Consider the following 22,620-nt stretch of genomic DNA (forward strand, 5'->3'; position numbering starts at 1 on the left):
TTACTTTTTATAGAGTGGAAAAGCATCTGTTAATTGACGCACTTCCTGACGAACCTCTTCAAGAATAGTTTCTTGATCATGATTAACCAAGGCTTTGATGATGAGGTGAGCGATAGTTTGGCTTTCTTTAACTCCCATGCCACGACTGGTTATAGCTGCACAACCAATACGAATGCCTGATGTTTTAAAAGGAGATAAGGTTTCAAAAGGAATGGCATTTTTATTTAGAGTAATATTAACCTCATCGAGAAGATTTTGAGCTAACTTACCATTTGCAATCACTTTGGTAACATCTACCAAGAAAACATGATTATCTGTCCCACCAGAAATAAGGCGGAAACGCTCATCTTGCTCAAACACTGCCGCCATAGCCGCAGTGTTATCAATAATAGCCTGTGCGTAGTCTTTAAAAGATGGATCCAAGGCTTCTTTAAAAGCAACCGCTTTGGCAGCAATCACATGCTCAAGAGGTCCTCCTTGTAGACCTGGGAAAATGGCTGAGTTAATCTTTTTAGCAAGAACTTCATCATTGGTTAATATCAATCCACCACGAGGACCACGTAAGGTTTTGTGGGTTGTTGAAGTAACAATGTGCGCGTAAGGAACAGGATTAGGATGTAAACCTGCTGCCACAAGACCAGCGATGTGAGCCATATCCACCATTAAATAAGCACCAACTTGATCAGCAATATCACGAAACTTTGCAAAATCAATGCTTCTAGAATAAGCCGAAGCCCCTGCAACAATCAATTTAGGTTGAATAGCTTTAGCCTGCTCCAAAATGGCATCATAATCTAACATTTCCGTATCAGCATTTACTGAATAACCTACAAAATGGTAGGTTTTCCCTGAAAAATTGACCGGTGATCCATGAGTAAGGTGTCCGCCTGCTGCCAAATCCATCCCTAAGACAGTATCGCCAGCTTCAATCAAAGCCATATAGGCTGCTGCATTAGCTTGACTGCCAGAATGAGCTTGAACATTAGCAAATGAAGCACCGAAAAGCTGTTTAGCGCGTTCAATAGCAAGCGTTTCGACAATATCCACACATTCTGTTCCGCCATAATAGCGATTACCAGGATATCCTTCTGCATACTTATTCGTCAAAACAGATCCTTGAGCTGCCATGACAGCTTTTGAGACCATATTTTCAGAGGCAATTAATTCAATATTATGTTCTTGTCTTTCTTCTTCAGCATGAATAGCATCCCAAAGGTCTTTATCAAAAGCTTCAAAATTATCTTGATCAAAAATCATCGTCATCTCCTTATAATTTCTTAATAAAACGCAATTGTGTTTTATCGTCCACATAATTTAGTTTTCGATAAAAACCATGCGCTTCTGTGCGGTGACTAGCAGAATTCAGGCGAATAAAAGCAAATTCTTCTTCTTTGGCAAGAGCTTCTAACCCTGCTACCAAAGAACTTCCAATGCCTTTTCCTTGGTAATCTGGTAAAACGGCTAAAGCTAAGACATTAAGGCCCTTATCTGTATAAAGTGTCTCGTAGCATTCTGCATGAACATACCCTACTAATTGATGAGTATCCTCATCATCATAGGCTAGAAAATAATGATGGCCATCATCTATCAATCGTTCGAATTGACTTTCCACCAAATCGAGTGAGACGCAATACCCTAAGGCTTTATCATTAATCTCCTTTAGTGATGGACAATCTGCTTTACTTAATGGTCTCAACATCCGCATAACCCCTTTCCTAAAAATGAAGCTCAGGTATCTTGGCTACTAACTCTTCCTTCGTAATAGCACCTTGGCGTAAAATCACAGGGCTTTCGCCTGACAAATCTAAAATCGTTGAATCCTTACCTGTTAGAAAAGGATCATCCGCATAACCAATCACTTGAAAATCAAAATCTTGTATAATCTGATCAAAAACCTTACCACTGGGTTTACCAGATAAATTGGCAGAAGGACCGATTAAAGGGCCAGTTTTTTGAATTAGCGCTGCAGTAATCGGATGACTCGGCAGTCGAAAACCAACGGTTGCTAGTCCAGAATTTATCCAGTGAGGCACATGATCATTCGCCTTTAAAATAACTGTCAAAGGTCCAGGTAAAAATGCTTGATAAAGTTTTTCAAGGTAGGTTGGCTGCTCTTTTGAAAAAGCTAAAATACTATCAAAATCAGCAACGTTCAGATTCATTGCTTTATCGCGAGGTCTCTGTTTCAAGTCATAAACCGCATTCACCGCTTTTTCATCCAAAGCCTTGGCAAAAAGACCATAAACCGTCTCTGTCGGTAACACAAGAGCGCCACCTGATTCAATGATACTAGCTAATCGTTCCATGATCGACGACGACCATCCTTTCTTTACCAAATACATCCCTTAAGACCCGAACCCGTTTTTGAGGAAAATGAGTGTTAACAAGTGCTTTAATGCCCTCTCCCTGCTTATAACCAATTTCAAAGTAAAGCTTCCCCTTTTCACTTAGGTAATTCGAAGCCTCTTCAATAATCCTTCGGTAGATGGCATAACCGTCTTCTGCTGCAAAAAGAGCTAAATGAGGTTCTGACTGGTAGACATTTAAACCTACCTCATCCTTATCCTCGTAGGCAATGTAGGGGGGATTTGACACAATCATATCAAAGGTTCCTGAAAGTTGACTAAAAACATCCGAAACGATAAAAGTTATATCAAGCTGATAATGGCTAGCATTATCTTGGGCTAAGCTCAGGGCATCACTTGAAATGTCAGATGCTGTTAACTGCCAAGCAGGTCTTTCTTTCTTGAGAGAAATAGCAATCGCTCCACTACCTGTTCCAATATCTAAAACACTCAGCGGTGTATCGGGATTTTCAGCTAAAATCAAGTCTACTAGTTCTTCCGTTTCGGACCTTGGAATTAAAACTCTTTGGTCCACGGAAAGCTGAAGATCTCTAAAATAAGCCCGTCCTGTTAGATATTGAGGAGATAAATGCTGGCTTAGATCCATGAAAATCTTTTCCAAAAGCAGGCAGTCATCTGAACTTACTTCTTGATTTTGGTGAAGTAAGAAATCAAGGCTAGACCACTCTTTTAGTTCCCTAAAAACATAGGCGAGGTTTTCGCGATCCTCACCTATTTGTTCCAGTTTATCTTCATAAGTCCTGATTAATGTAGCATAGTTCATTAGTTATTGAGAGATTCTAATTTCTGTGTTTGGTCATACATGACAAGGGCATCAATGATTTCATCCATCTTTCCAGACAAAATAGTATCCAACTTTTGTAAGGTCAAGCCAATACGGTGATCCGTCACACGATTCTGCGGAAAATTGTAGGTACGAATACGTTCTGAACGGTCACCTGTACCAATGGTTGATTTACGTTCAGCATCTTGTTCGTCTTGAGCAATCTGGGCAAAATGGTCAGCCACACGGGCACGAATAATTTTCATCGCTTTGTCACGGTTTTTTTGTTGTGTCCGTTCTTCTTGCATTTCTACTTTAATATTGGTTGGCAAGTGAACGATACGAACGGCTGTTGCAACCTTGTTGACGTTCTGTCCACCTGCACCTGAAGCATGGTAAATATCAACACGCAAATCTTTAGGATCAATGTCGTATTCTACTTCTTCTACTTCTGGCATAATAAGGACTGTTGCTGTTGACGTATGAACACGGCCTTGGCTTTCTGTTACAGGAACACGCTGCACACGGTGAGCACCAGATTCGTATTTCAATTTAGAATAAACAGATTGACCAGAAACCATGACAACAACTTCTTTGATACCACCAACTCCATTATAAGAGGCTTCCATGACCTCAAAACGCCAGCCTTGGCTTTCGGCAAATTTTTGGTACATGGTCAAAAGGTCACCAGCAAAAAGGGCAGCCTCATCACCACCGGCAGCTCCACGGATTTCCAAAATGATATTTTTATCATCATTCGGATCTTTCGGCAAGAGGAGGATTTTAAGTTTTTCTTCGTAGTCTTCCTTAGCAGCTTTAGACTCTTTTAGTTCTTCCTTAGCCATTTCTTCTAATTCAGAATCACCACTGGCATCCTTGATCATTTCTTCCGCATCAGCAATGGCTTGGATTACTTGTTTATACTCACGGTAGGTTGTTACAGTATCACGTGTACTAGCTTCTTCTTTTGACAAGGCCATAAAACGCTTGGTGTCTGAAACGACTTCTGGGTCACTCAATAATTCGCCTAACTCTTCGTAACGGTCTTCAACCGCCTGTAATTGATCATAAATATTCATTCGTTTTGATCATCTCCTCTTTTTACTTTTTCTCAGTCATTACTGACTGTTCGGTGCTAACGGGTGGGTGAAAGTAATGCTTACGGCAAACTGGAATATAGGTTTCATTCCCTCCGATTTGTATCTGAGCACCCTCATACACCGGTTTTCCATTTTCAGTCCGTAAAACCATCGTGGCTTTCTTGCTGCAATATTGACAGATTGTTTTGATTTCGTCAATCTTATCGGCCAGAAGCAAAAGGTATTTTGATCCCTCAAACAGTTCATTTTGAAAATCATTTTTCAACCCAAAAGCCATGACAGGAACATTTAACTTATCCACCACACGCGCCAAATCATAAACATTTTGCTTGCTTAAAAATTGGCTTTCGTCAATCAAGACACAATAAGGTTTTTCCTCCAATTGGTCAATAAAGGTAAAAACATCCATATCACTAGAAATAGGAACTGCTTCTCGTCGCATGCCGATACGACTTGAAACGACGCCAAAACCATCACGCGTATCAAGAGCACTTGTCATAATGACAACAGGTTTGCCTTGTTCTTCATAATTATGTGCTACTTTCAAGATTTCAATAGTCTTGCCTGAATTCATTGTCCCATATTTATAGTATAATTGAGCCAAAATGGAGTATCCTACCTTCTATTTTTATCCTTTCTATTCTATCATAATTGTATTCATTTGGCGATTGACTTCTTCGAAAACTCGACACTGGTCATGAGAAAAAAGTCCTTTGGTAAGCCTTTTCAAGAGGCTGTTAAGCATAGGCAATTTCATCACAACATGATAAAATAGACATAACTAGAAAAGGAGGTTTCCTATGCCATTTGTAACCATTGACCTTTTTGAAGGTCGTAGCCAAGATCAAAAAAATCAATTAGCACGTGAAGTGACTGAAGTCGTCTCACGCATCGCTGAAGCACCTAAAGAAAGCATTCATGTTTTTATTAACGACATGCAAGAAGGGTCTTATTTCCCACAAGGTGAAATGAAACGAAAATCATAACAACTTTCCCTCACTCCTTAGTGGGGGTCTTCTGCTAAAAGGGGACTAATTATGTTTGTTACGCAACAATTAAAACTAATGGGAACTGTTATTGATATCCATATTGCATCCAACAAAGCTCCTCAACAGCTTCAGACAGTGATTAGCCTATTACATGCTTACAATCATCGTTTTTCTGCCAATGATTCTACTTCTGAATTCATGGCTATTAATAGGGCAGCTGGTGTCAAACCCGTCCGTGCCCACTCTGATTTGCTGACTCTTATCCAAATTGGTAAATCACATAGCCTAGCTGCGCCAAGTAATCTGAATATCGCTATCGGGCCACTTGTCCAAACCTGGCGAATCGGCTTTCCTGATGCTAATCTACCCAGTCCTGAGCTTATCTCACAACAATTAGCCCTCACCAATCCCCAAAACATTAGAATCAATCAAAGCAATCAAACCGTTTTCTTAACACGATCTGGAATGTCACTTGATTTGGGTGCCTTAGCTAAGGGTTACATTGCAGATAATATCATGGCTTATCTCATCGAAGACGGGGTCGAATTTGCCCTAATCAATTTAGGAGGAAACGTCTTAGTTCATGGACCTAATCCGAAAAGCCCTGACAAGACTTTTCGAATTGGAATTCAAGAACCAGGTGCCAGACGAGGCAAGCACCTGGGACTCATCAAGGTCAACAATCACTCTGTAGTGACCTCTGGTATTTATGAAAGGCAGTTTACAGCCAAAGGGAAACAGTATCATCATATCTTAGATCGTCAGACAGGCTATCCTATAGAAACAGATATGCTCAGCTTAACGGTCATGGCTCCTTCTTCTTTGGATTGTGAAATATGGACTGCCCGACTCTTTGGACTCGATAAAGCCATTGTTATTAGCTGTTTAAATAGTCTAAAACACATTGAAGGACTTGTGGTCACAAAAGATCAAAAAATCTGGATGTCAAAGGGACTAAGACCATACTTCCAAGCCTTGTATTAGTAAAAACAACTAGGAGTCTTTCTAGCTAACTGATTAAACCTATCAAAAAAACGACTCTCTCTGAGTCGTTTCAACTTGAGGACAAACTTCATTTTTGAGGTTTGTCTTTTAGTATGATCACTGATATCTTAATAATCTTTACTATTTAAGAGCAGGTTTAAGACAACAGATGTCAAAGTGGCAATCACAATACCATTCGTTAAGAACATTTGAGCTGTCTCTGGTAAACTAGCAAAAAGATTGGTGCCATTAAACCCTAAGCCAGCCGAAATAGAAACAGCAGCAATAATAAAATTATACTCGTTCTTTTGGAAATCAACACGATTAAGCATTTGCATTCCTTGAAGAGCAACCATACCAAAGAGAACAAGCATAGCTCCACCAAGAACTGGGCTTGGAATCATTTGCGCCATTGCTCCAAATTTAGGGAGTAAACCAATAACCACAAGGATACCTGCTGCATAGTAAATCGGACGACGGGTTTTAATACCTGAGATTTGGACAAGTCCAACATTTTGAGAAAAACCAGTGTAAGGGAAGGTGTTAAATAACCCGCCGAGAAAGACTGCGATCCCTTCTGAGCGATAACCATTGCGCAAACGTTTTTCATCTAATTGATCATTAGTCAAATCTGAAAGTGCTAAGTAGACGCCTGTTGATTCAACCATAGAAACCGTTGCGATGATACACATCATCACAATAGAAGTGATTTCAAAAGTTGGCATACCAAAATAAAATGGGGTTGGCACATGAATCCAAGAAGCCTCTACAACAGGAGTTGTATCTACTAATCCCATCATGGCTGAAACCAAAGTTCCCGCTACGAGCCCAATCAAAATGGAAATGGATTTCACAAAACCTTTGGTAAATTTTTGGACTAAAAGAATAATGACAATCGTCAACAATGATAACATCATGCTTTGTGCCGTAGGCTCTTTGACGTTATCTCCCATATTCCCCATAGCAACACCTACGAGACTTAAGCCAATGACGGTAATGACCGATCCTGTAACAATTGGTGGGAAGAAACGAGCAATCTTAGAAAAAATACCTGCCACTAAAATGACATAAATTCCTGACGCAATGAGGGCTCCAAACATGGCACCTGAACCTTGCTGCGCTCCAATAATGGATAGAGGTGCCACTGATTGAAAAGCACATCCTAAAACAACTGGTAATCCCACTCCCGTATGCTTGGTTAACTTTAACTGTAAGAAAGTAGCCACACCACACATGAAAATATCTGTCGAAATCAGGTAAGTCAACTCTCTAGCGGAATAACCTAAAGCACATGCAATCATAATTGGTACTAAAATAGATCCGGCATACATCGAAAGCACATGCTGTAAGCCAAGGACAGCTGATTGCGAGTGAGAATGTTCCTGCTTTGTTGAATGTGTCATTATGCGTCAGCCTCCAAGAAGTTTAGATTACCATTTTCAAAGTTTTTAATACGGGCTAATGAGGTCACTTCAATGCCCATATCTTCAATCAATCGACGACCATCTTGGAAAGATTTCTCAATCACAATACCAACGCCGACGACTTGTGCCCCTGCTTGACCAATAATCTCAATCAAACCCTTTGCTGCCTGACCATTGGCTAAAAAGTCATCAATAATCAAAACCTTATCTTCTTTAGATAGGAATTTACCAGCGATAGACACCGTGCTCGTCACTTGTTTCGTGAAAGAATAAACTTCTGCTGTCAAAATGCCTTCTGTCATGGTAATGTTTTTATGTTTTTTCGCAAAAATCATAGGAACATCCATTGCTTCTGCAGCGTATACGGCTGGTGCAATACCTGAAGCTTCGATTGTAGCCACTTTTGTAATGCCAGCCTCAGCATATTTTTGAGCAAACATTTTACCAATTGCTTTCATCAACCGGTAATCAACTTGATGAGTTAAAAAATTATCTACCTTTAGAATATTCTCTCCTAGAATATTGCCATCTGTTAAGATGCGTTCTTCAAGTAACTGCATAAATCTCCTTTTGATTCAAATAGAAAAAGCCTGCCGCAAAGCCAGAAACTATAAGAGTTTCTCACTTTGCAAGGTTAAAAACCAAGCAAGCCTAAAAGCTTACTTATTGTTAGACATTAAGGTGTCTTGTAGAGACGCTGCGCCAATTCACAGCATAAATAAGTATGTCATTATTGAATTCATTATGATAATTTACTATTTTACCATGTTTCTTATTTTTTTCAATACCTACAGAGATATGATAAAAGCATCTCCAGCATTAAGCTAAAAAATTCTTTACTGGTCCTAGCTAACTCCATATCATTTAAATGGAATCACCATTCCAAATAGAATTTTTGACGATAACATAATCAACATGACGCAAACTGTCTAAATCTTTACCACCCGCGTAAGAAATGGACGATTGCAAATCCTGTTGCATTTCGGTCAGGGTATCTGATAAGTGACCTTTTGTAGGCAATAAGATTTTTTTGCCTTCTACATTTTTATGCTCGCCTTTTTGATATGCTGACGCCGAGCCATAATATTCTTTAAACGTTTCACCATCCACTTCTACCGTTTTTCCAGGACTTTCAATATGTCCTGCAAAAAGCGATCCAATCATGACCATACTAGCTCCAAAGCGGATGGATTTAGCGATATCACCATGTGTGCGAATCCCACCATCAGCAATGATAGGCTTACGAGCTGCCTTTGCGCACCAGCGCAGTGCTGCTAACTGCCAACCACCTGTACCGAAACCTGTTTTTACTTTAGTGATACATACTTTGCCTGGACCGATGCCTACTTTAGTGGCATCAGCACCTGCGTTTTCGAGTTCTCGTACAGCTTCTGGCGTACCAACATTTCCAGCAATGACAAATGTTTCTGGTAATTCAGTTTTGATATGCTTAATCATATCAATAACACTGTTAGCATGACCATGAGCAATATCAATGGTAATAAACTCAGGAGCATCCTCTTTCAAAGAAGTCACAAATTCATATTCGTAAGCTTTAACCCCAACAGAGATTGATGCAATCAAGCCTTGTTCATGCATGCGCTTGATAAAAGGTTTGCGGCTATCTTCATCAAAACGATGCATAATATAAAAATAACCCTCTTTTGCCAACTGCCCAGCAATTGTTTCATCAATAATTGTTTGCATATTTGCTGGGATAACTGGTAGCTTGAACTGGTATTTTCCGAGTGTCACACTTGTATCTGCTTGTGAACGACTAGTAATAATGCACTTGTTAGGAATCAGTTGAATATCTTCATAATCAAATACAGGGATGTCATTAAACATAAGTTTCTCCTCTTTAGACACAGATGAAAGAAAATAAGTCAGTTCTCATCTTCTTCTCCACGTCCTTTATACAAAATGACCTTCCTATGACCTCTGATGATTAGAGGCATCGCTAGGTAAAAACTTACCTTTCCTTTTATAGTTTATTTCATTGTTTATTTTTTGTCAAATTTAAATACTATTTTTAATTTAAATGTTCGTCTTTTGTATTTATGAATTGTTACTTCTTGAACGTAAGAGACGAAAAAATGCCAGTCCTACGGACCAACATTTCTGTTTATTTCTGGATTAATCCCGCTTTCAACAGATAATCTCGAGCGACCTTATTAGCATCTGCTCCTTTAACAGATACCTTGTAATTCATGTCCTGCATCTCTTTTTCAGTAATTTTTCCCGCTAATTGATTAAGAATGCCTTTTAATTCTGGATGTTTTGTTAATAAGGAGGCTTTCATCAAAGGAGCTCCCTGATAAGGTGGAAACAACTGTTTATCATCTTTTAAAACTTTCAAATGGTATTTCGTAATTTCAGCATCCGTAGAGTAAGCATCTGTTACTTGGATATCTCCTGATTGAATTGCTTGATAACGAAGAGCTGGCTCCATCGTCGCCACAGATAACTGTAACCCATATTGAGATTGCATTCCCTTATAGCCATCTGCTCTGTCCTTAAATTCCAGAGTAAAACCAGCCTTTAAAGTATCAGCATGCGCTTTTAAATCAGAAATGGTTTCAATCTGATATTCCTCTGCCAATTTTTCTGGCATAGCAACAGCATACGTATTTTGGTAAGCAAACGGCTTAAGAAGGGTCAGTTTATCTTGCTTAGCAATGCCTTTTTTAGCATCCTCATAGACCTGCTTAGGGTCATTAGACAAAGGTGGTTTGTCACGTAAAAGACTTGATGTTATGGTTCCTGTAAATTCAGGATAGATATCAATATCTCCAGATTTAAGAGCTTCATATAAGAAGCTAGTTTTCCCAAAATTAGATTTCAACTCAACGCTTATATCTGATTGGTCTTCAATTAATTCCTTATAGAGATTAATCAGAATATCGGGCTCTGCTCCCAATTTACCGGCAATAACCACTGTATCTTTTCCTTTTGAAAACTGACTAAGCGCCATAGGAGTATACGATGCTAGCAATGCAAGTAAGGTGATTCCAAAACTAATCATAATCCGTCGCAAGGAAGCTTTCTCAAGGTACTGTAACAAACTATTGAAAATAATAGCTAGCAGAGCTGAAGAAATAGCCCCTATCAGAATCAGGTTAGCGTTATTACGATCAATCCCCAATAAGATGAAAGAACCAAGTCCACCGGCTCCTATCAAGGAAGCTAAAGTAGCTGTGCCGATAATCATGACTGCTGACGTCCGCACACCTGACATAATAACAGGCATTGCAATTGGAATCTCAAACGTTTTTAATCGCTCCCATTTGGTCATCCCAAACGCTGTCCCTGCTTCCACGAGACTTGGGTCAATACCATTTAACCCTGTGATGGTGTTCTGTAAAATCGGAAAAATCGCATAGATAACTAAAGCTGTCACTGCAGGCAACGTTCCAATTCCCATTAAAGGGATGAAAAGACCAAGCAAAGCCAGTGAGGGAATGGTTTGAAAAACACCTGTTACCTGTAACATAATGTCTGACCAACGTTTGCTGCGACTGAGAAGAGCTGCTAAAGGCACGCCTATTAGCAAGGCGATCATAAGAGATAAAAGGGAAATTTGCAGGTGTTCCCCCAGAGCCGCCAGCCATTCATTAAAACGGTTTTGGAAAGTTACAAACAAACTAGGCATGCTCATCACCTCCAAATAAATTGGCTACAAAAGCATTAGCAGGGTGGGTCTTAATCATTTCTGGGCGATCCAGTTGCACAATTTCTCCCTCATTTAAAATAGCTACGCGGTCTCCTAATTTAATGGCCTCATCAATATCATGTGTCACAAATACAATCGTCATGTCAAATTCCTTGTGAAGACTCAACATTAACTCTTGCAATTGTTTACGTGAAATAGGATCTAAGGCTGAAAATGGTTCATCCATCAATAGAATTTTAGGATGAGAAATGATAGCACGTACAATACCAATACGTTGCTGTTCACCTCCCGATAAATCACTTGGGTAACGATCAAGATAATCTTTAGCAGGTAGGCCCACCTTATCCAATAATTCTTCAGTTTTTTGTCTAATTTCTTCAGCTGACCATTGCTTCATCTCAGGGATAATCGCAATATTTTCAGCTACTGTGAGATTGGGGAAAAGAGCAATTTGCTGCAACACGTATCCAATAGATAGCCTCATCTCACGTAAATCTAACTCTTTCTGTGAGACGTTATTTAGTAAAATATCTCCAGAGCTTGGTTCAATAAGGCAATTAATCATTTTTAAAAGTGTGGTCTTGCCCGATCCGCTGGGACCAACCAGCACAAAAAATTCACGGTCATTAATTTGAAAGGTCTGCTCTTGCAAAACCTTTGTCTGACCAAAAGTTTTAGAAACATTATTAAAACGTATCATTATTTCTCCAATTCATTGGTTAAAGTAACAGCATAAAAGCTGATGAGTTCATTCAACCTGTCTCTCTGTCATTTTTTCTCAAAACGTTCTGAGTAACTACAAGGAATCACTGCATGCCCTACCATTTTTAGACAAACGCATCTACTAATTAAAGGGACTCTTAGGTATCCTCAGTAAGGTAGAAACTACCAATTCTCAAAAACATTTTCTCTCATTATTTTCTTGTCGTTTGTTGTTGACCATTATAAAAAGTTTCCCACTATAAGTCAAATAATGAGACTATTACCCCCTTATAGAAAAACAGGTCACTGGGTCAGCCTATCTCTCCAAAATTACCTTATCAAAAATCCTAGACTTGCCTATGATGATAGATAAGCAGATTAATTGTCTTTTCTAGAAAATACAGCTATCATACAATTATGAAAAATGCCATTTCCATTTTAGCGCTCTTAACACCTGAAAACCAACTTGAAGAGACGTTTATTAGAGAGCTTTCCCACCACTTCTCACACCTTTTTGAGGTGACTATTCTCACTAGCAAAGCCAACATTCAGTCAAATCAATTGTCGACTTTCCAAGGAATTTTCAGTTTCCATGAGTATGACATTGACTTGCCTACACTCTATTTCAAAACTTCTCAACATGGTCAGGGCTTTTTAGTGACAGAAAGTGTCTTTGATCAAGCAACAGCAGTCTTATCGTTAAGCCAATACCTCACTGGATTTTACCAAAAATTTGATGGACATTTTTTACAGTACCTTCCTTTGCAAGCAAGGTTATCTGATGCAAATGGAAACATCATAGTCGATAATCATGCTTTTAATGGAAGTTTTTTGCCGACTACTGATAACGAAATAGAAGATTGGATTCTTGCTGAATTGCGTTTATCAGATACCCCTTGTAAAACCTTCCTACTTCCTTCGGGTTCATTGGATCATATTTACGTGCAGCATTATCAAGCTCTTAAAAATCCTCAAGGTCAACTGGTGGGAGTTTTGGATACCGTTCAAGACATTAAACCGTTATTAAACCAGTATTTAGAAGAAACTGGACAAGCCATTGTTGGCTGGTCCGATGTCACATCAGGCCCTTCCATTTTAGATCACTAAACTTGATTTTAAATAGGGAGTTCAGCCTAAATCATCAATGCACAAGAAGCAATCAAGAACACTTGGAAACATCAAAACCTTTCTTCTTGACTGCTTTTTTTGATGACTAAATCGGTAAGTCTCACTTATAAAGAATAAGCCATCCCAGTAAACCATTTTTCTAAAGATTATTATTCTTATGGACTCATCCCTTGCTAGTCACGAGTAACTGGTTGCGGTCCATAACTTTGCGACACTGGCATCAGCTCAATACGATTAACATTAACATGAGGGGGCTGATGAATCACCCATGATACGGTCGACGCAATATCTTGAGGTTGAATGGCATGTGCTCCTTGATAAATGGCCTTCACCCGTTCCTCATCACCATTAAAGCGGACCTTTGAAAATTCTGTTCCTTCACATAGACCGGGTTCAATATTGGTCACACGTATATGGCTACCTGCTAAATCAGCTCGTAAATTGAGTGAGAACTGCTTAACAAAAGCCTTGCTAGCCCCATAAATATTAGCTCCCGGATAGGGAATTGTCCCTGCGGTTGACCCTAAATTAATAATAATACCATCATCTTTGGAGACCATATGTGGTAATAATTGACGTGTGAGATAAATCAACCCAACAATATTGGTATTAATCATCGTCATCCAATTCTCAAAATCGGCTTTATAAGCCTTATCAAGTCCCAATGCCAAGCCTGCATTATTCACTAAAATAGTAATATCTTGCCACTGATTTGGTAGACTTGTCAAAGCATCATCAATCGCTTTGGTATCTGTGACATCCATCTGCAAAGGGTAAAAGTTGTCCGACCCAAAGCTCGTTTCTAAGGCCTTGAGTTTCTCAAGACGACGAGAAGCACCAATAACCTTTATCCCATCTGCAATTAAGTGTTCGACAATGGCTCTGCCAAAACCGGCTGAAGCCCCTGTTACTAAGGCAATATTTCCCATACATTTCCTCACCTTCAAAAAAAACGAGATGGTCTGGCCAACTCGTTTTTAATAATGTCAATTAGTCTTAGGATAACTTCTAACACATCACTTAGCGGTTAGAATCCTATATCAAGGGGTCTTAAGTTACCCTTGGCTTTCGATAGCTTGTGCTGCTGTAATAATAGCTAATTTGTAAATATCTTCAGCGCTTGAGCCACGAGATAAATCATTAACAGGTTTGTTCAATCCTTGTAAGATTGGTCCAATAGCATCAAACATTCCTAAACGTTGTGCAATTTTGTAACCAATATTTCCAGATTGTAAGTCAGGGAAAACGAAAGTATTAGCTTGACCAGCAACCGCTGAATCTGGTGCTTTGATAGCTGCTGTTTCAGGAACAAAGGCTGCATCAAATTGCAACTCGCCATCAAGTGCCAAATCAGGGTTCAACCCTTTAGCAATTTCTGTTGCTTCTCTTACCTTATCAACTTGAGGCGCTTTACCAGAACCTTTTGTTGAGAAGCTTAACATAGCAATTTTAGGATCAATATCAAAGATTTTAGCTGTTTCAGCTGTGTTAACAGCGATTTCTGCCAATTCTTGTGCTGTTGGGTCAATATTGATAGCACAATCAGCAAACACGTAACGCTCGCTCGTATTTTCGCGGTTCATCAAGAAGACACCTGAAGTTCTTGAGATACCTGGTTTAGTTTTGATGATTTGAAGAGCTGGACGAACAGTGTCAGCTGTTGAATGAATAGCCCCTGATACCATTCCATCTGCTAATCCCATTTTAACCAACATAACACCAAAGTAATTGACATCACGAAGCATTTTATCTGCATCTTCAAGCGTTGCTTTTCCTTTACGGACCTCAACAAAAGCTTCTTTCATTTTTTCAAAGTCAGCATAGTCATTTGGATTAATGATAGTATAGTCTTGATCAGCAAAACCTAATTTTGTTAAAAGGCTGCGAACCTCTTCTGACTGTCCAAGGATAATCGGTTCTAAAAGTCCTTCAAATTTCAAACGAGCAGCTGCACGAACCACACGCTCATCGTTTCCCTCTGGAAAAACAATTTTCATATTTTTCCCAAGAATCTTTTCTCTTAAACCACCGAATAAACTACGAATACTCATTATTTATTAACCTCTATCTTTTTTTCTGTAAATCTATGATAACGCTCTCAAAGTCATCTGTCAAGTTTATTGCATGTCTACACTCATTTTCTGTAAACGGATCTTTAAAAATCAAGTAATGGCAATGTAAAGCCTGCCTTGTTATTCCTAGGTCCAAGCGACCTCCATAGAGATCATCCCCTAACAGGGGAAAACCAAGATGGGCAAAATGAACCCTAATTTGGTGGGTACGTCCCGTATGCAATTTAATATCTACCAAGTGCACATTTTCTGGATAGCGCGCGACCACCTTGTAGCTGGTCTTAGCATATTTCCCCATGGGATCCACCGCCCGTGTAATGATACTATCTTTAGATCGCCCAATTGGTGCCACAATATCCCCTTCGTCGGGTAGAGCACCTTGACCAGAAACGAGGGCAAAATAACGTTTCTCAATGGCACGAGTTTGGAGCTGCTTATCTAATCTTGCATGAGCATAGCCATGCTTAGCAAATAACATCAATCCACTCGTATCTCTATCTAAACGAGTCACGATATGCACTTGTTGGTCGGGATAATTCTTTTTCACATAATATGCCTTGATAAAGTTGGCAATAGTATTGGAATGAATGGCACTCGGAATACTGGCAAAGCCAACGGGTTTATTAATGACTAGAAAATGATCATCTTCATAGACAATGTCCAAGTCAAAAGGAATCGCTTCAAGCTTTTCAAAAGGCTCTTCTTTTGGAATGTCAATAGTTACCACATCCCCAATATCCAATAAATAAATGGCATTCTGTTCGATACCATTTACCAATATATTACCACCCTTATATTTGATTTTCGCCAATAGTCCTTTGGAGACATCATGACTTTTTAACAGAGTTTTTACTTTTGTTCGTTTGTCTGCTACAAATTCAAATCTCATGAGTCAATCTCTCCAATAAAGGCATCCTTGACCCTTTCCCAAAAGCTCGTATGACTTGGAGATGAAACAAAATGAATTTTCTCATCGTCGATAAAATACTCCACTTTAGTGACATTTTTGAGCTGATAGGTTTTATTATCAATGGAAATGGTATAAATACCTAAGCGTTTCGGCACTAACTCAATCTTATCTTTTTTTGGAATAATGACTGATGAGCCCAAGGTTCTAAAGACACGATTATTAAGGCTAGAAATTTCCGTTAATTGGAGAGCTTCAATCGTCGGATGTAAGACAGCCCCTCCTAAGGATTTATTATATGCTGTACTTCCAGTAGGCGTTGATACAGAAATGCCATCACCTCTGAAGCTTTCAAATTTCACATGATTGATGATAACATCTGCTACCATTGTCTTTTCGATGCGCTTGACTGTAGCCTCATTTAAGGCGCGCGCTTTAATAACACGGCCATCATCCAAACTAATAACCACTGTCAGGATGGGATAGGAGATTTGCTCTCCTTTGTCTTTTCTTAAATTGTCAATTAATTTATCAACTTCAAAATCACGATAATCGGTATAAAATCCCAGGTGACCTGTATGGATTCCTACAAAACGTACCTTATCTAATTCTTTTTCATACATGTGAAAGGCAGATAAGAGCATCCCATCCCCGCCAATAGAAATCACGATGTCTGGATTTTTCTTTGATAAGTAAAAATCAGGATCATCTTTAAATACGGCGAAAAGTTTAGAGGCAACGCGTTTGCTTTGATATTTGCCATTCGCAATAATGGCAACTCGCTTCACCTTATCTGTATAATTCATCTGTGTCATCACTATTTCCTACACCATCACTTAAATTTCGTGTCACGGGGTCAAACAATAATTGAGCCTCCCGAATATCTTCTCGAATTTTACGCATTTCTTCGTCTAATTCTAAGGCAATTTTTGCAGTCACTTCAAGTCGTTTTTTGATTTCTTCTGGGAAATCTCCGCCATATTTATAGTTCAACGAATGTTCAATCGTTGCCCAAAAATTCATCGCCAAAGTACGGATTTGAATTTCAGCTAGAACCTTTTTTTGACCTTCAATGGTATCAACAGGGTACTCAACGACCACATGATAAGACCTGTAACCACTGGATTTCATATTGCGAATGTAATCTCGTTCATAGACAATTGTCATGTCTTGCCGCTGACGTAGCAAAGCTAAAACCTCTTCAACATCATCTACAAATTGCACCATAATACGGAGACCGGCAATATCTTGGATGTCTTGCGCTATATTTTCTTCAAGAACCCCACGCAGGACCATTTTTTCTTTGATGCTTTCAACTGATTTCACCCGTCCTGTTACAAACTCAATAGGGGAATAACGATTTTGCTTACGAAATTGCTTACGAATACCACGCAATTTAATTTTTAATTCACCAACAGTTTGAATGTAAGGGTCTAAGAATTCTTCCCAATCTAAAGCCACCTGTTTTCTCCTTTCTTGTCAAAGCTAGGATATTAATATAAAATTGAAATAACAATTTATTATAGCACAAATTAAGTTTAAAAGGAATTTCCCATGACCAACCTAGAAATTGAATACAAAACCTTATTAACCAAAGATGAATACAATCGTCTCCTTTCTCAAATGAGTCATGTAGCTCCAGTGACACAGACTAATTATTACATCGACACCGAGGGGTTTGATTTAAAAGCTAATAAGATGTCACTGCGCATTCGTACCTTTACAAATAGTGCCGAACTAACCTTGAAAGTTCCTGAAAAAGTTGGTAATCGTGAATACAATCTCCCTCTCACTCTTGAACAAGCAAAAGACATGATTAAGCATGGGCACTTGCCAGAGTCGCCAGCTCTTGGCTTAATCACTTCTATTGGAATTGATTTAGAGGCTCTTAAAACGTTTGGACATTTGACGACGATTCGGAGAGAAAGCGATACTCCAATTGGGAAAATGGCTTTGGATTACAATCAGTATGCCAATACTAAAGACTATGAATTGGAGTTAGAAGTTACTGATCCAATCAAAGGAAAAATCGATTTTGATCTTTTTTTAATCCAACATCAGATTGCCTTTAAGTATGCTAAAAGCAAAGTTGCTCGTTTTAGCAAAACCTTGAAGAATCCTAGAAATAGCAGATAAAATCAACAGAAAGACTGAAATTTTTCTGTTTTTTTGTTAAAATAGTAATGTTAATGAATCACTTTGAATAAAACTTGGAATTTCTTCCTGTTTATTCTACTTGTTGAAATGAAGGAGCTAAATTTATCATGACTGAACGATATGCTGACAAGCAAATCAAACTGTTCTCACTCACATCAAATCTCCCGATTGCTGAGAAAATTTCGAAAGCATCTGGAATTCCTCTTGGGAAAATTTCTTCCCGCCAATTCTCTGATGGGGAAATTATGATTAACATTGAAGAAACAGTTCGTGGTGATGATCTTTACATCATTCAATCCACTAGTTTTCCTGTCAATGATAACCTTTGGGAATTACTCATCATGATTGATGCTTGTAAACGTGCTAGCGCCAATACTGTCAATATTGTTTTACCTTATTTTGGATACTCACGCCAAGATCGCGTAGCTAAATCTCGTGAACCTATCACAGCTAAATTAGTTGCTAACATGCTAACCAAAGCTGGTATTGACCGCGTTGTTACACTTGACTTACATGCCGTTCAAGTACAGGGCTTCTTTGATATTCCAGTGGATAATCTTTTCACAGTGCCATTGTTTGCAGAGCATTACAGCCAACTTGGCTTGGCAGGTGCCGATACTGTTGTAGTGAGCCCAAAAAATTCTGGCATTAAACGTGCTAGAAGCTTAGCAGAGTATCTGGATTCACCAATTGCTATTATTGACTACGCACAGGATGACTCAGAGCGTGAAGAGGGCTATGTTATCGGTGATGTTTCTGGTAAAAAAGCTATTTTGATTGATGATATTCTTAACACTGGAAAAACTTTTGCAGAAGCTGCTAAGATCCTTGAACGAGCAGGTGCAACTGACATTTACGCCGTTGCTAGTCACGGCTTGTTTGCTGGTGGTGCTGCGGATGTTTTGGAAACTGCTCCGATTAAAGACATTATCGTTACAGATTCTGTTAAGACCAAAAACCGTGTCCCAGAAAATGTCACTTACCTTAGTGCTAGCGACTTGATTGCAGAAGCTATCATCCGAATTCACGAAAGAAAACCATTGAGTCCTCTTTTCTCCTATAAACCCAAAGGTAAACATGACGCATGATTTATTTTGACAACGCTGCTACTACCCCACTTAGTCCCTCTGTCATCACAGTAATGACAGAGACGATGACAGATGTTTTTGGCAATCCTTCTAGTATTCACTCTTACGGACGCCAAGCAAGCAAAACTCTCAGAGAATCTCGCCAAACAATCGCCAATCTCTTAGACGTTAATGCTCGCCACATTATTTTCACTTCTGGGGGGACAGAAAGCAACAATACAGCTATTAAAGGCTATGCCTTGGCTAATCAAAATAAGGGTAAGCACATCATCACAACTGCTATTGAGCACCATTCTGTTCTTCACCCTATGGCCTATCTTGAAGAGCGATTTGGATTCGAGGTGACTTATTTGCCTTGCCAAAATGGAACAATTGATTTGGCTGACGTTAAAAAGGCGCTCCGAGATGATACGATTTTAGTAAGCATGATGTATGCTAATAATGAAACAGGTGATGTCTTACCTATTCAAGAGATTGGAAACCTCCTTAGAGACCATCAAGCGGTTTTTCACGTAGATGCTGTACAAGCTATCGGAAAATTTGAGATTTTTCCTGAGCAATTAGGCGTTGATTTTTTATCAGCGTCTGCTCATAAATTTCACGGTCCTAAGGGGGTTGGATTCCTTTATAGTCGAGGAATGATTATGGACTCCCTGCTTCATGGGGGAGAACAAGAACATAAACGCAGAGCTAGCACTGAAAACTTACCAGGCATTGTGGGGATGGCACAAGCTCTAAAAGATGCTTTAACTAACTGTCTGTCAGCAACCAATCATATCACTTCTTTACGGGATCACTTGTTGGAACAACTAGAGGGACTCTCTTATTACCTTAATCAAGGCCCAAACTCTCTTCCACAGGTGATTAACATTGGCTTTCCTGGCTATCAAAATGGAGTCCTACTAACCCAACTTGACTTAGCTGGTTTTGCAGTGTCGACAGGCTCTGCTTGTACAGCTGGAACCGTTGAGCCAAGTCATGTACTTGCAGCTTACTATGGCAAAGAGTCTCATCGCCTATCAGAATCCATTCGCATCAGCCTGTCAGATCAAAATACTTTCGAAGAAGCCACTCAATTGGCTCAAACCTTACGAAAAATTCTAGGAGAATCAGATGGCATTTGAAAAAGAAATTACTTTAAAAGACTGTAACTATCGTTACCAAATCAGTCCAACTGTCAAAAAATACACTTTGAGAGACACTACTTTTACACAAACCAAAGTAGGGCATTATCAGTTAACCCGCTTGTTAGAAAAAGTTCCTAATTCAGGAGAAGGTTTTCCTTTAAAAATTACGATAAATAAAGAACTCGATGGCTTTAAACTCGCTATTACGGATCAATCTGGTCTTAGATTAGTTAATATTTTCAAATCTGAAGACAATAAAATTCTTCAAGACAAGTTTTATTTCCTTATGGATAGCCTTGTCGAACGTGATATTTTTAGTAAAACAAAAGTCTAAGCTAATCAATTGTATTTCTCTTCCCAACGCACTATAATGGTGCTATCAAAAAGGGAGGTAACAGACAATGATTGACATTAGCTATTTAAACAACAACAAACAGGAAAAGCAGATTTCCTACGCTAGTTATGATGACTATAAACAGGCGCAATTAGCTTGTCAAATTGCTATTGCAGATTATTTCCCTGTTACCAAGGTAATGGTAGATGGCCAGCAACTAGATTATACGGGACAGTTTGGTAACCTATACTTTTTCCTTGAGCAACAAGGCCTTCACTAAAATAGCAAAGTTAAGAAGTTTCTTCTTAGCTTTTTTCTTATCCTCTTATAAACCAGTTACGATTTCTATGAAAGGACATCTTTCACAAAATAATGAACAAAACGTTGCATTTTTCACAAACTTTCTGTTACAATAAAGAAAGATAAATGTAATGACAATTCTATAAGGAGTTAAACAGTGGTTATTGATAAATCTATTCCAAAAGCGACCGCAAAACGCTTATCACTCTATTACCGCATTTTCAAACGTTTTCATGCTGATCAGGTTGAAAAAGCTAGCTCTAAACAAATTGCAGATGCTATGGGCATTGATTCGGCAACTGTTCGCCGAGATTTTTCGTATTTTGGAGAATTAGGACGCCGTGGCTTTGGTTATGATGTCACCAAATTAATGAATTTCTTTGCTGATTTACTTAACGATCACTCTACTACTAACGTGATTTTAGTTGGATGTGGTAACATTGGTCGCGCACTCTTACACTACCGTTTCCATGACCGTAATAAAATGCAGATTGCAATGGGATTTGATACTGATGATAACCCTCTTGTAGGGACCAAGACCACTGATGGTATTCCAATTTATGGGATTTCAACCATCAAAGACCGACTTGACAATACTGATATTGAAACGGCTATCTTAACTGTCCCAAGTATCTATGCTCAAGAAGTATCCGAACAACTCATTGAAGCTGGTATTAAAGGGATTCTAAGTTTCGCTCCTGTCCATTTACAGGTTCCAAAAGGTGTGATTGTCCAATCCGTGGATTTAACTAGCGAATTGCAAACCCTTCTCTATTTTATGAATCAAAACCATCTTGACTAAGGAGTACAATGTCCAAACCCATTATTGGAATAAGTGCAAACCAAAGATTAAATATCGCTCTAGATAATCTGCCCTGGTCATATGCGCCTACTGGTTTTGTCCAGGCAGTTACTGATGCAGGTGGCTTACCGCTTCTACTACCAATTGGTGATGAATCAGCTGCTAAGGTGTATGTGTCCATGGTCGATAAAATAATCTTGATTGGGGGACAAAATGTAGACCCTAAATATTATCAAGAAGAAAAAGCTGCCTTTGATGATGATTTCTCACCCGAACGAGATCACTTTGAACTAGCCATCATTAAAGAAGCTATAGCCCAGAAAAAACCTATTTTAGGCGTCTGTCGTGGGACTCAGTTAATGAACGTTGCCTTAGGTGGCAGTTTAAACCAGAATATCCCTTCCCATTGGCAAGATGCTCCTTCTGATTTTCTATCGCATGAAATGATTGTGGATGAAGATTCCATTTTATATCCTATCTATGGTAAGAAAACTGTCATTAATTCTTTTCATCATCAAAGTCTGAAAAAGGTAGCTGATGATTTAAAAGTTATTGCAAGAGACCCTCGTGATGGAACGATTGAAGCTGTTGTTTCTACTAACGAGGCTATTCCTTTTTTGGGTGTTCAATGGCATCCTGAGTTGCTTCAAGGTGTTCGCAAGGAAGATTTACAACTCTTTGATTTATTTGTCAATGACTTTTAA

General features: G+C 39.0%; 26 protein-coding genes and 1 riboswitch. Of the genes, 10 read left to right on the plus strand and 16 right to left on the minus strand.

The window, feature by feature from the left end; all coding sequences use genetic code 11:
- The 6 genes from glyA to FQT67_RS05700 are packed head-to-tail and all read right to left on the minus strand — an operon-like array spanning window position 1 to window position 4,833.
- Window positions 1-1,257, minus strand: coding sequence for a serine hydroxymethyltransferase (glyA, locus tag FQT67_RS05675; protein ID WP_003053314.1), 1,257 nt, complete (start codon window positions 1,255-1,257; stop codon window positions 1-3).
- Window positions 1,258-1,267: 10 nt separating this feature from the next.
- The gene (locus FQT67_RS05680) at window positions 1,268-1,699 is read right to left on the minus strand and encodes a GNAT family N-acetyltransferase (protein ID WP_037589883.1); all 432 of its coding nucleotides are present in this window, start codon (window positions 1,697-1,699) and stop codon (window positions 1,268-1,270) included.
- A gap of 16 nt (window positions 1,700-1,715) precedes the next feature.
- Entirely contained in the window at window positions 1,716-2,306 is a 591-nt protein-coding gene (locus FQT67_RS05685) for an L-threonylcarbamoyladenylate synthase (RefSeq protein ID WP_041788972.1), read from the minus strand.
- Window positions 2,290-3,129 carry a peptide chain release factor N(5)-glutamine methyltransferase gene (gene prmC / locus FQT67_RS05690; protein ID WP_046177376.1) on the minus strand — a complete coding sequence of 280 codons (840 nt, stop codon included), beginning with the start codon at window positions 3,127-3,129 and terminating at the stop codon, window positions 2,290-2,292. The genes FQT67_RS05685 and prmC overlap by 17 nt, the downstream gene beginning before the upstream one ends.
- Window positions 3,129-4,208, minus strand: a complete 1,080-nt coding sequence (gene prfA, locus FQT67_RS05695) for a peptide chain release factor 1 (RefSeq protein WP_046177377.1) — start codon at window positions 4,206-4,208, stop codon at window positions 3,129-3,131. The genes prmC and prfA overlap by 1 nt, the downstream gene beginning before the upstream one ends.
- 22 nt (window positions 4,209-4,230) lie before the next feature.
- Window positions 4,231-4,833 (minus strand): thymidine kinase, encoded by a 603-nt coding sequence (locus FQT67_RS05700; RefSeq protein ID WP_003053312.1) that lies wholly within the window; start codon window positions 4,831-4,833, stop codon window positions 4,231-4,233.
- 196 nt (window positions 4,834-5,029) lie between these two features.
- Between FQT67_RS05700 and FQT67_RS05705 the strand changes: the two genes are divergently transcribed.
- Together FQT67_RS05705 and FQT67_RS05710 are read left to right on the plus strand one after the other, a co-directional pair.
- Complete coding sequence (locus FQT67_RS05705; protein WP_046177378.1) at window positions 5,030-5,215, plus strand: 4-oxalocrotonate tautomerase; 186 nt, start codon at window positions 5,030-5,032, stop codon at window positions 5,213-5,215.
- 51 nt (window positions 5,216-5,266) lie between these two features.
- Window positions 5,267-6,202 carry an FAD:protein FMN transferase gene (locus FQT67_RS05710; protein WP_046177379.1) on the plus strand — a complete coding sequence of 312 codons (936 nt, stop codon included), beginning with the start codon at window positions 5,267-5,269 and terminating at the stop codon, window positions 6,200-6,202.
- 128 nt (window positions 6,203-6,330) lie between these two features.
- On the opposite strand, the gene FQT67_RS05715 is transcribed toward FQT67_RS05710, so the two are convergent.
- The 5 genes from FQT67_RS05715 to FQT67_RS05740 all read right to left on the minus strand — a co-directional run bounded on the left by FQT67_RS05715 (window position 6,331) and on the right by FQT67_RS05740 (window position 11,999).
- Complete coding sequence (locus FQT67_RS05715; RefSeq protein ID WP_046177380.1) at window positions 6,331-7,605, minus strand: nucleobase:cation symporter-2 family protein; 1,275 nt, start codon at window positions 7,603-7,605, stop codon at window positions 6,331-6,333.
- Complete coding sequence (locus FQT67_RS05720; RefSeq protein ID WP_046177381.1) at window positions 7,605-8,186, minus strand: xanthine phosphoribosyltransferase; 582 nt, start codon at window positions 8,184-8,186, stop codon at window positions 7,605-7,607. Before FQT67_RS05720 ends, FQT67_RS05715 begins: the two co-directional genes overlap by 1 nt.
- Before the next feature lie 86 nt (window positions 8,187-8,272).
- A riboswitch (purine riboswitch) is annotated at window positions 8,273-8,368 on the minus strand.
- A gap of 122 nt (window positions 8,369-8,490) precedes the next feature.
- Window positions 8,491-9,474 carry a GMP reductase gene (gene guaC / locus FQT67_RS05730; protein ID WP_003054001.1) on the minus strand — a complete coding sequence of 328 codons (984 nt, stop codon included), beginning with the start codon at window positions 9,472-9,474 and terminating at the stop codon, window positions 8,491-8,493.
- Between the two features lie 277 nt (window positions 9,475-9,751).
- A complete protein-coding gene (locus FQT67_RS05735) occupies window positions 9,752-11,278 on the minus strand; it encodes an ABC transporter permease/substrate-binding protein (RefSeq protein WP_046177382.1) in 1,527 nt (508 codons plus the stop codon).
- Window positions 11,271-11,999 (minus strand): ABC transporter ATP-binding protein, encoded by a 729-nt coding sequence (locus FQT67_RS05740; RefSeq protein WP_046177383.1) that lies wholly within the window; start codon window positions 11,997-11,999, stop codon window positions 11,271-11,273. Before FQT67_RS05740 ends, FQT67_RS05735 begins: the two co-directional genes overlap by 8 nt.
- A 419-nt stretch (window positions 12,000-12,418) precedes the next feature.
- Between FQT67_RS05740 and FQT67_RS05745 the strand changes: the two genes are divergently transcribed.
- The gene (locus FQT67_RS05745) at window positions 12,419-13,108 is read left to right on the plus strand and encodes a hypothetical protein (RefSeq protein WP_012766879.1); all 690 of its coding nucleotides are present in this window, start codon (window positions 12,419-12,421) and stop codon (window positions 13,106-13,108) included.
- 194 nt (window positions 13,109-13,302) lie between these two features.
- On the opposite strand, the gene FQT67_RS05750 is transcribed toward FQT67_RS05745, so the two are convergent.
- From FQT67_RS05750 to FQT67_RS05770, 5 genes are all read right to left on the minus strand, one after another.
- Window positions 13,303-14,058, minus strand: a complete 756-nt coding sequence (locus FQT67_RS05750) for an SDR family NAD(P)-dependent oxidoreductase (RefSeq protein ID WP_046177384.1) — start codon at window positions 14,056-14,058, stop codon at window positions 13,303-13,305.
- Window positions 14,059-14,184: 126 nt separating this feature from the next.
- Window positions 14,185-15,180, minus strand: a complete 996-nt coding sequence (pta, locus tag FQT67_RS05755; RefSeq protein ID WP_003054038.1) for a phosphate acetyltransferase — start codon at window positions 15,178-15,180, stop codon at window positions 14,185-14,187.
- A gap of 13 nt (window positions 15,181-15,193) precedes the next feature.
- Window positions 15,194-16,090 (minus strand): RluA family pseudouridine synthase, encoded by an 897-nt coding sequence (locus FQT67_RS05760; protein WP_046177385.1) that lies wholly within the window; start codon window positions 16,088-16,090, stop codon window positions 15,194-15,196.
- A complete protein-coding gene (locus FQT67_RS05765) occupies window positions 16,087-16,923 on the minus strand; it encodes an NAD kinase (RefSeq protein WP_003054026.1) in 837 nt (278 codons plus the stop codon). The genes FQT67_RS05760 and FQT67_RS05765 overlap by 4 nt, the downstream gene beginning before the upstream one ends.
- A complete protein-coding gene (locus tag FQT67_RS05770; protein ID WP_003054043.1) occupies window positions 16,898-17,569 on the minus strand; it encodes a GTP pyrophosphokinase family protein in 672 nt (223 codons plus the stop codon). Before FQT67_RS05770 ends, FQT67_RS05765 begins: the two co-directional genes overlap by 26 nt.
- Before the next feature lie 93 nt (window positions 17,570-17,662).
- Between FQT67_RS05770 and FQT67_RS05775 the strand changes: the two genes are divergently transcribed.
- From FQT67_RS05775 to FQT67_RS05805, 7 genes are all read left to right on the plus strand, one after another.
- Entirely contained in the window at window positions 17,663-18,244 is a 582-nt protein-coding gene (locus tag FQT67_RS05775; protein ID WP_046177386.1) for a CYTH domain-containing protein, read from the plus strand.
- A 128-nt stretch (window positions 18,245-18,372) separates the two neighbouring features.
- On the plus strand, window positions 18,373-19,353 hold the full coding sequence (locus FQT67_RS05780; protein ID WP_003060884.1) for a ribose-phosphate diphosphokinase: 981 nt from the start codon (window positions 18,373-18,375) through the stop codon (window positions 19,351-19,353).
- Window positions 19,350-20,477, plus strand: coding sequence for a cysteine desulfurase family protein (locus FQT67_RS05785; protein WP_046177387.1), 1,128 nt, complete (start codon window positions 19,350-19,352; stop codon window positions 20,475-20,477). The genes FQT67_RS05780 and FQT67_RS05785 overlap by 4 nt, the downstream gene beginning before the upstream one ends.
- A complete protein-coding gene (locus tag FQT67_RS05790) occupies window positions 20,467-20,814 on the plus strand; it encodes a DUF1831 domain-containing protein (protein WP_003054003.1) in 348 nt (115 codons plus the stop codon). Before FQT67_RS05785 ends, FQT67_RS05790 begins: the two co-directional genes overlap by 11 nt.
- Window positions 20,815-20,881: 67 nt before the next feature.
- Window positions 20,882-21,094, plus strand: a complete 213-nt coding sequence (locus FQT67_RS05795; RefSeq protein ID WP_003062564.1) for a DUF4649 family protein — start codon at window positions 20,882-20,884, stop codon at window positions 21,092-21,094.
- 177 nt (window positions 21,095-21,271) lie between these two features.
- A complete protein-coding gene (locus tag FQT67_RS05800) occupies window positions 21,272-21,916 on the plus strand; it encodes a redox-sensing transcriptional repressor Rex (protein WP_003054034.1) in 645 nt (214 codons plus the stop codon).
- A gap of 8 nt (window positions 21,917-21,924) precedes the next feature.
- Window positions 21,925-22,620: a gamma-glutamyl-gamma-aminobutyrate hydrolase family protein gene (locus tag FQT67_RS05805; RefSeq protein ID WP_046159523.1), complete on the plus strand. Its 696-nt coding sequence runs from the start codon at window positions 21,925-21,927 to the stop codon at window positions 22,618-22,620.

The sequence above is a fragment of the Streptococcus sp. NCTC 11567 genome (assembly GCF_902141215.1).
Taxonomy (GTDB): Bacteria; Bacillota; Bacilli; order Lactobacillales; family Streptococcaceae; genus Streptococcus; species Streptococcus dysgalactiae.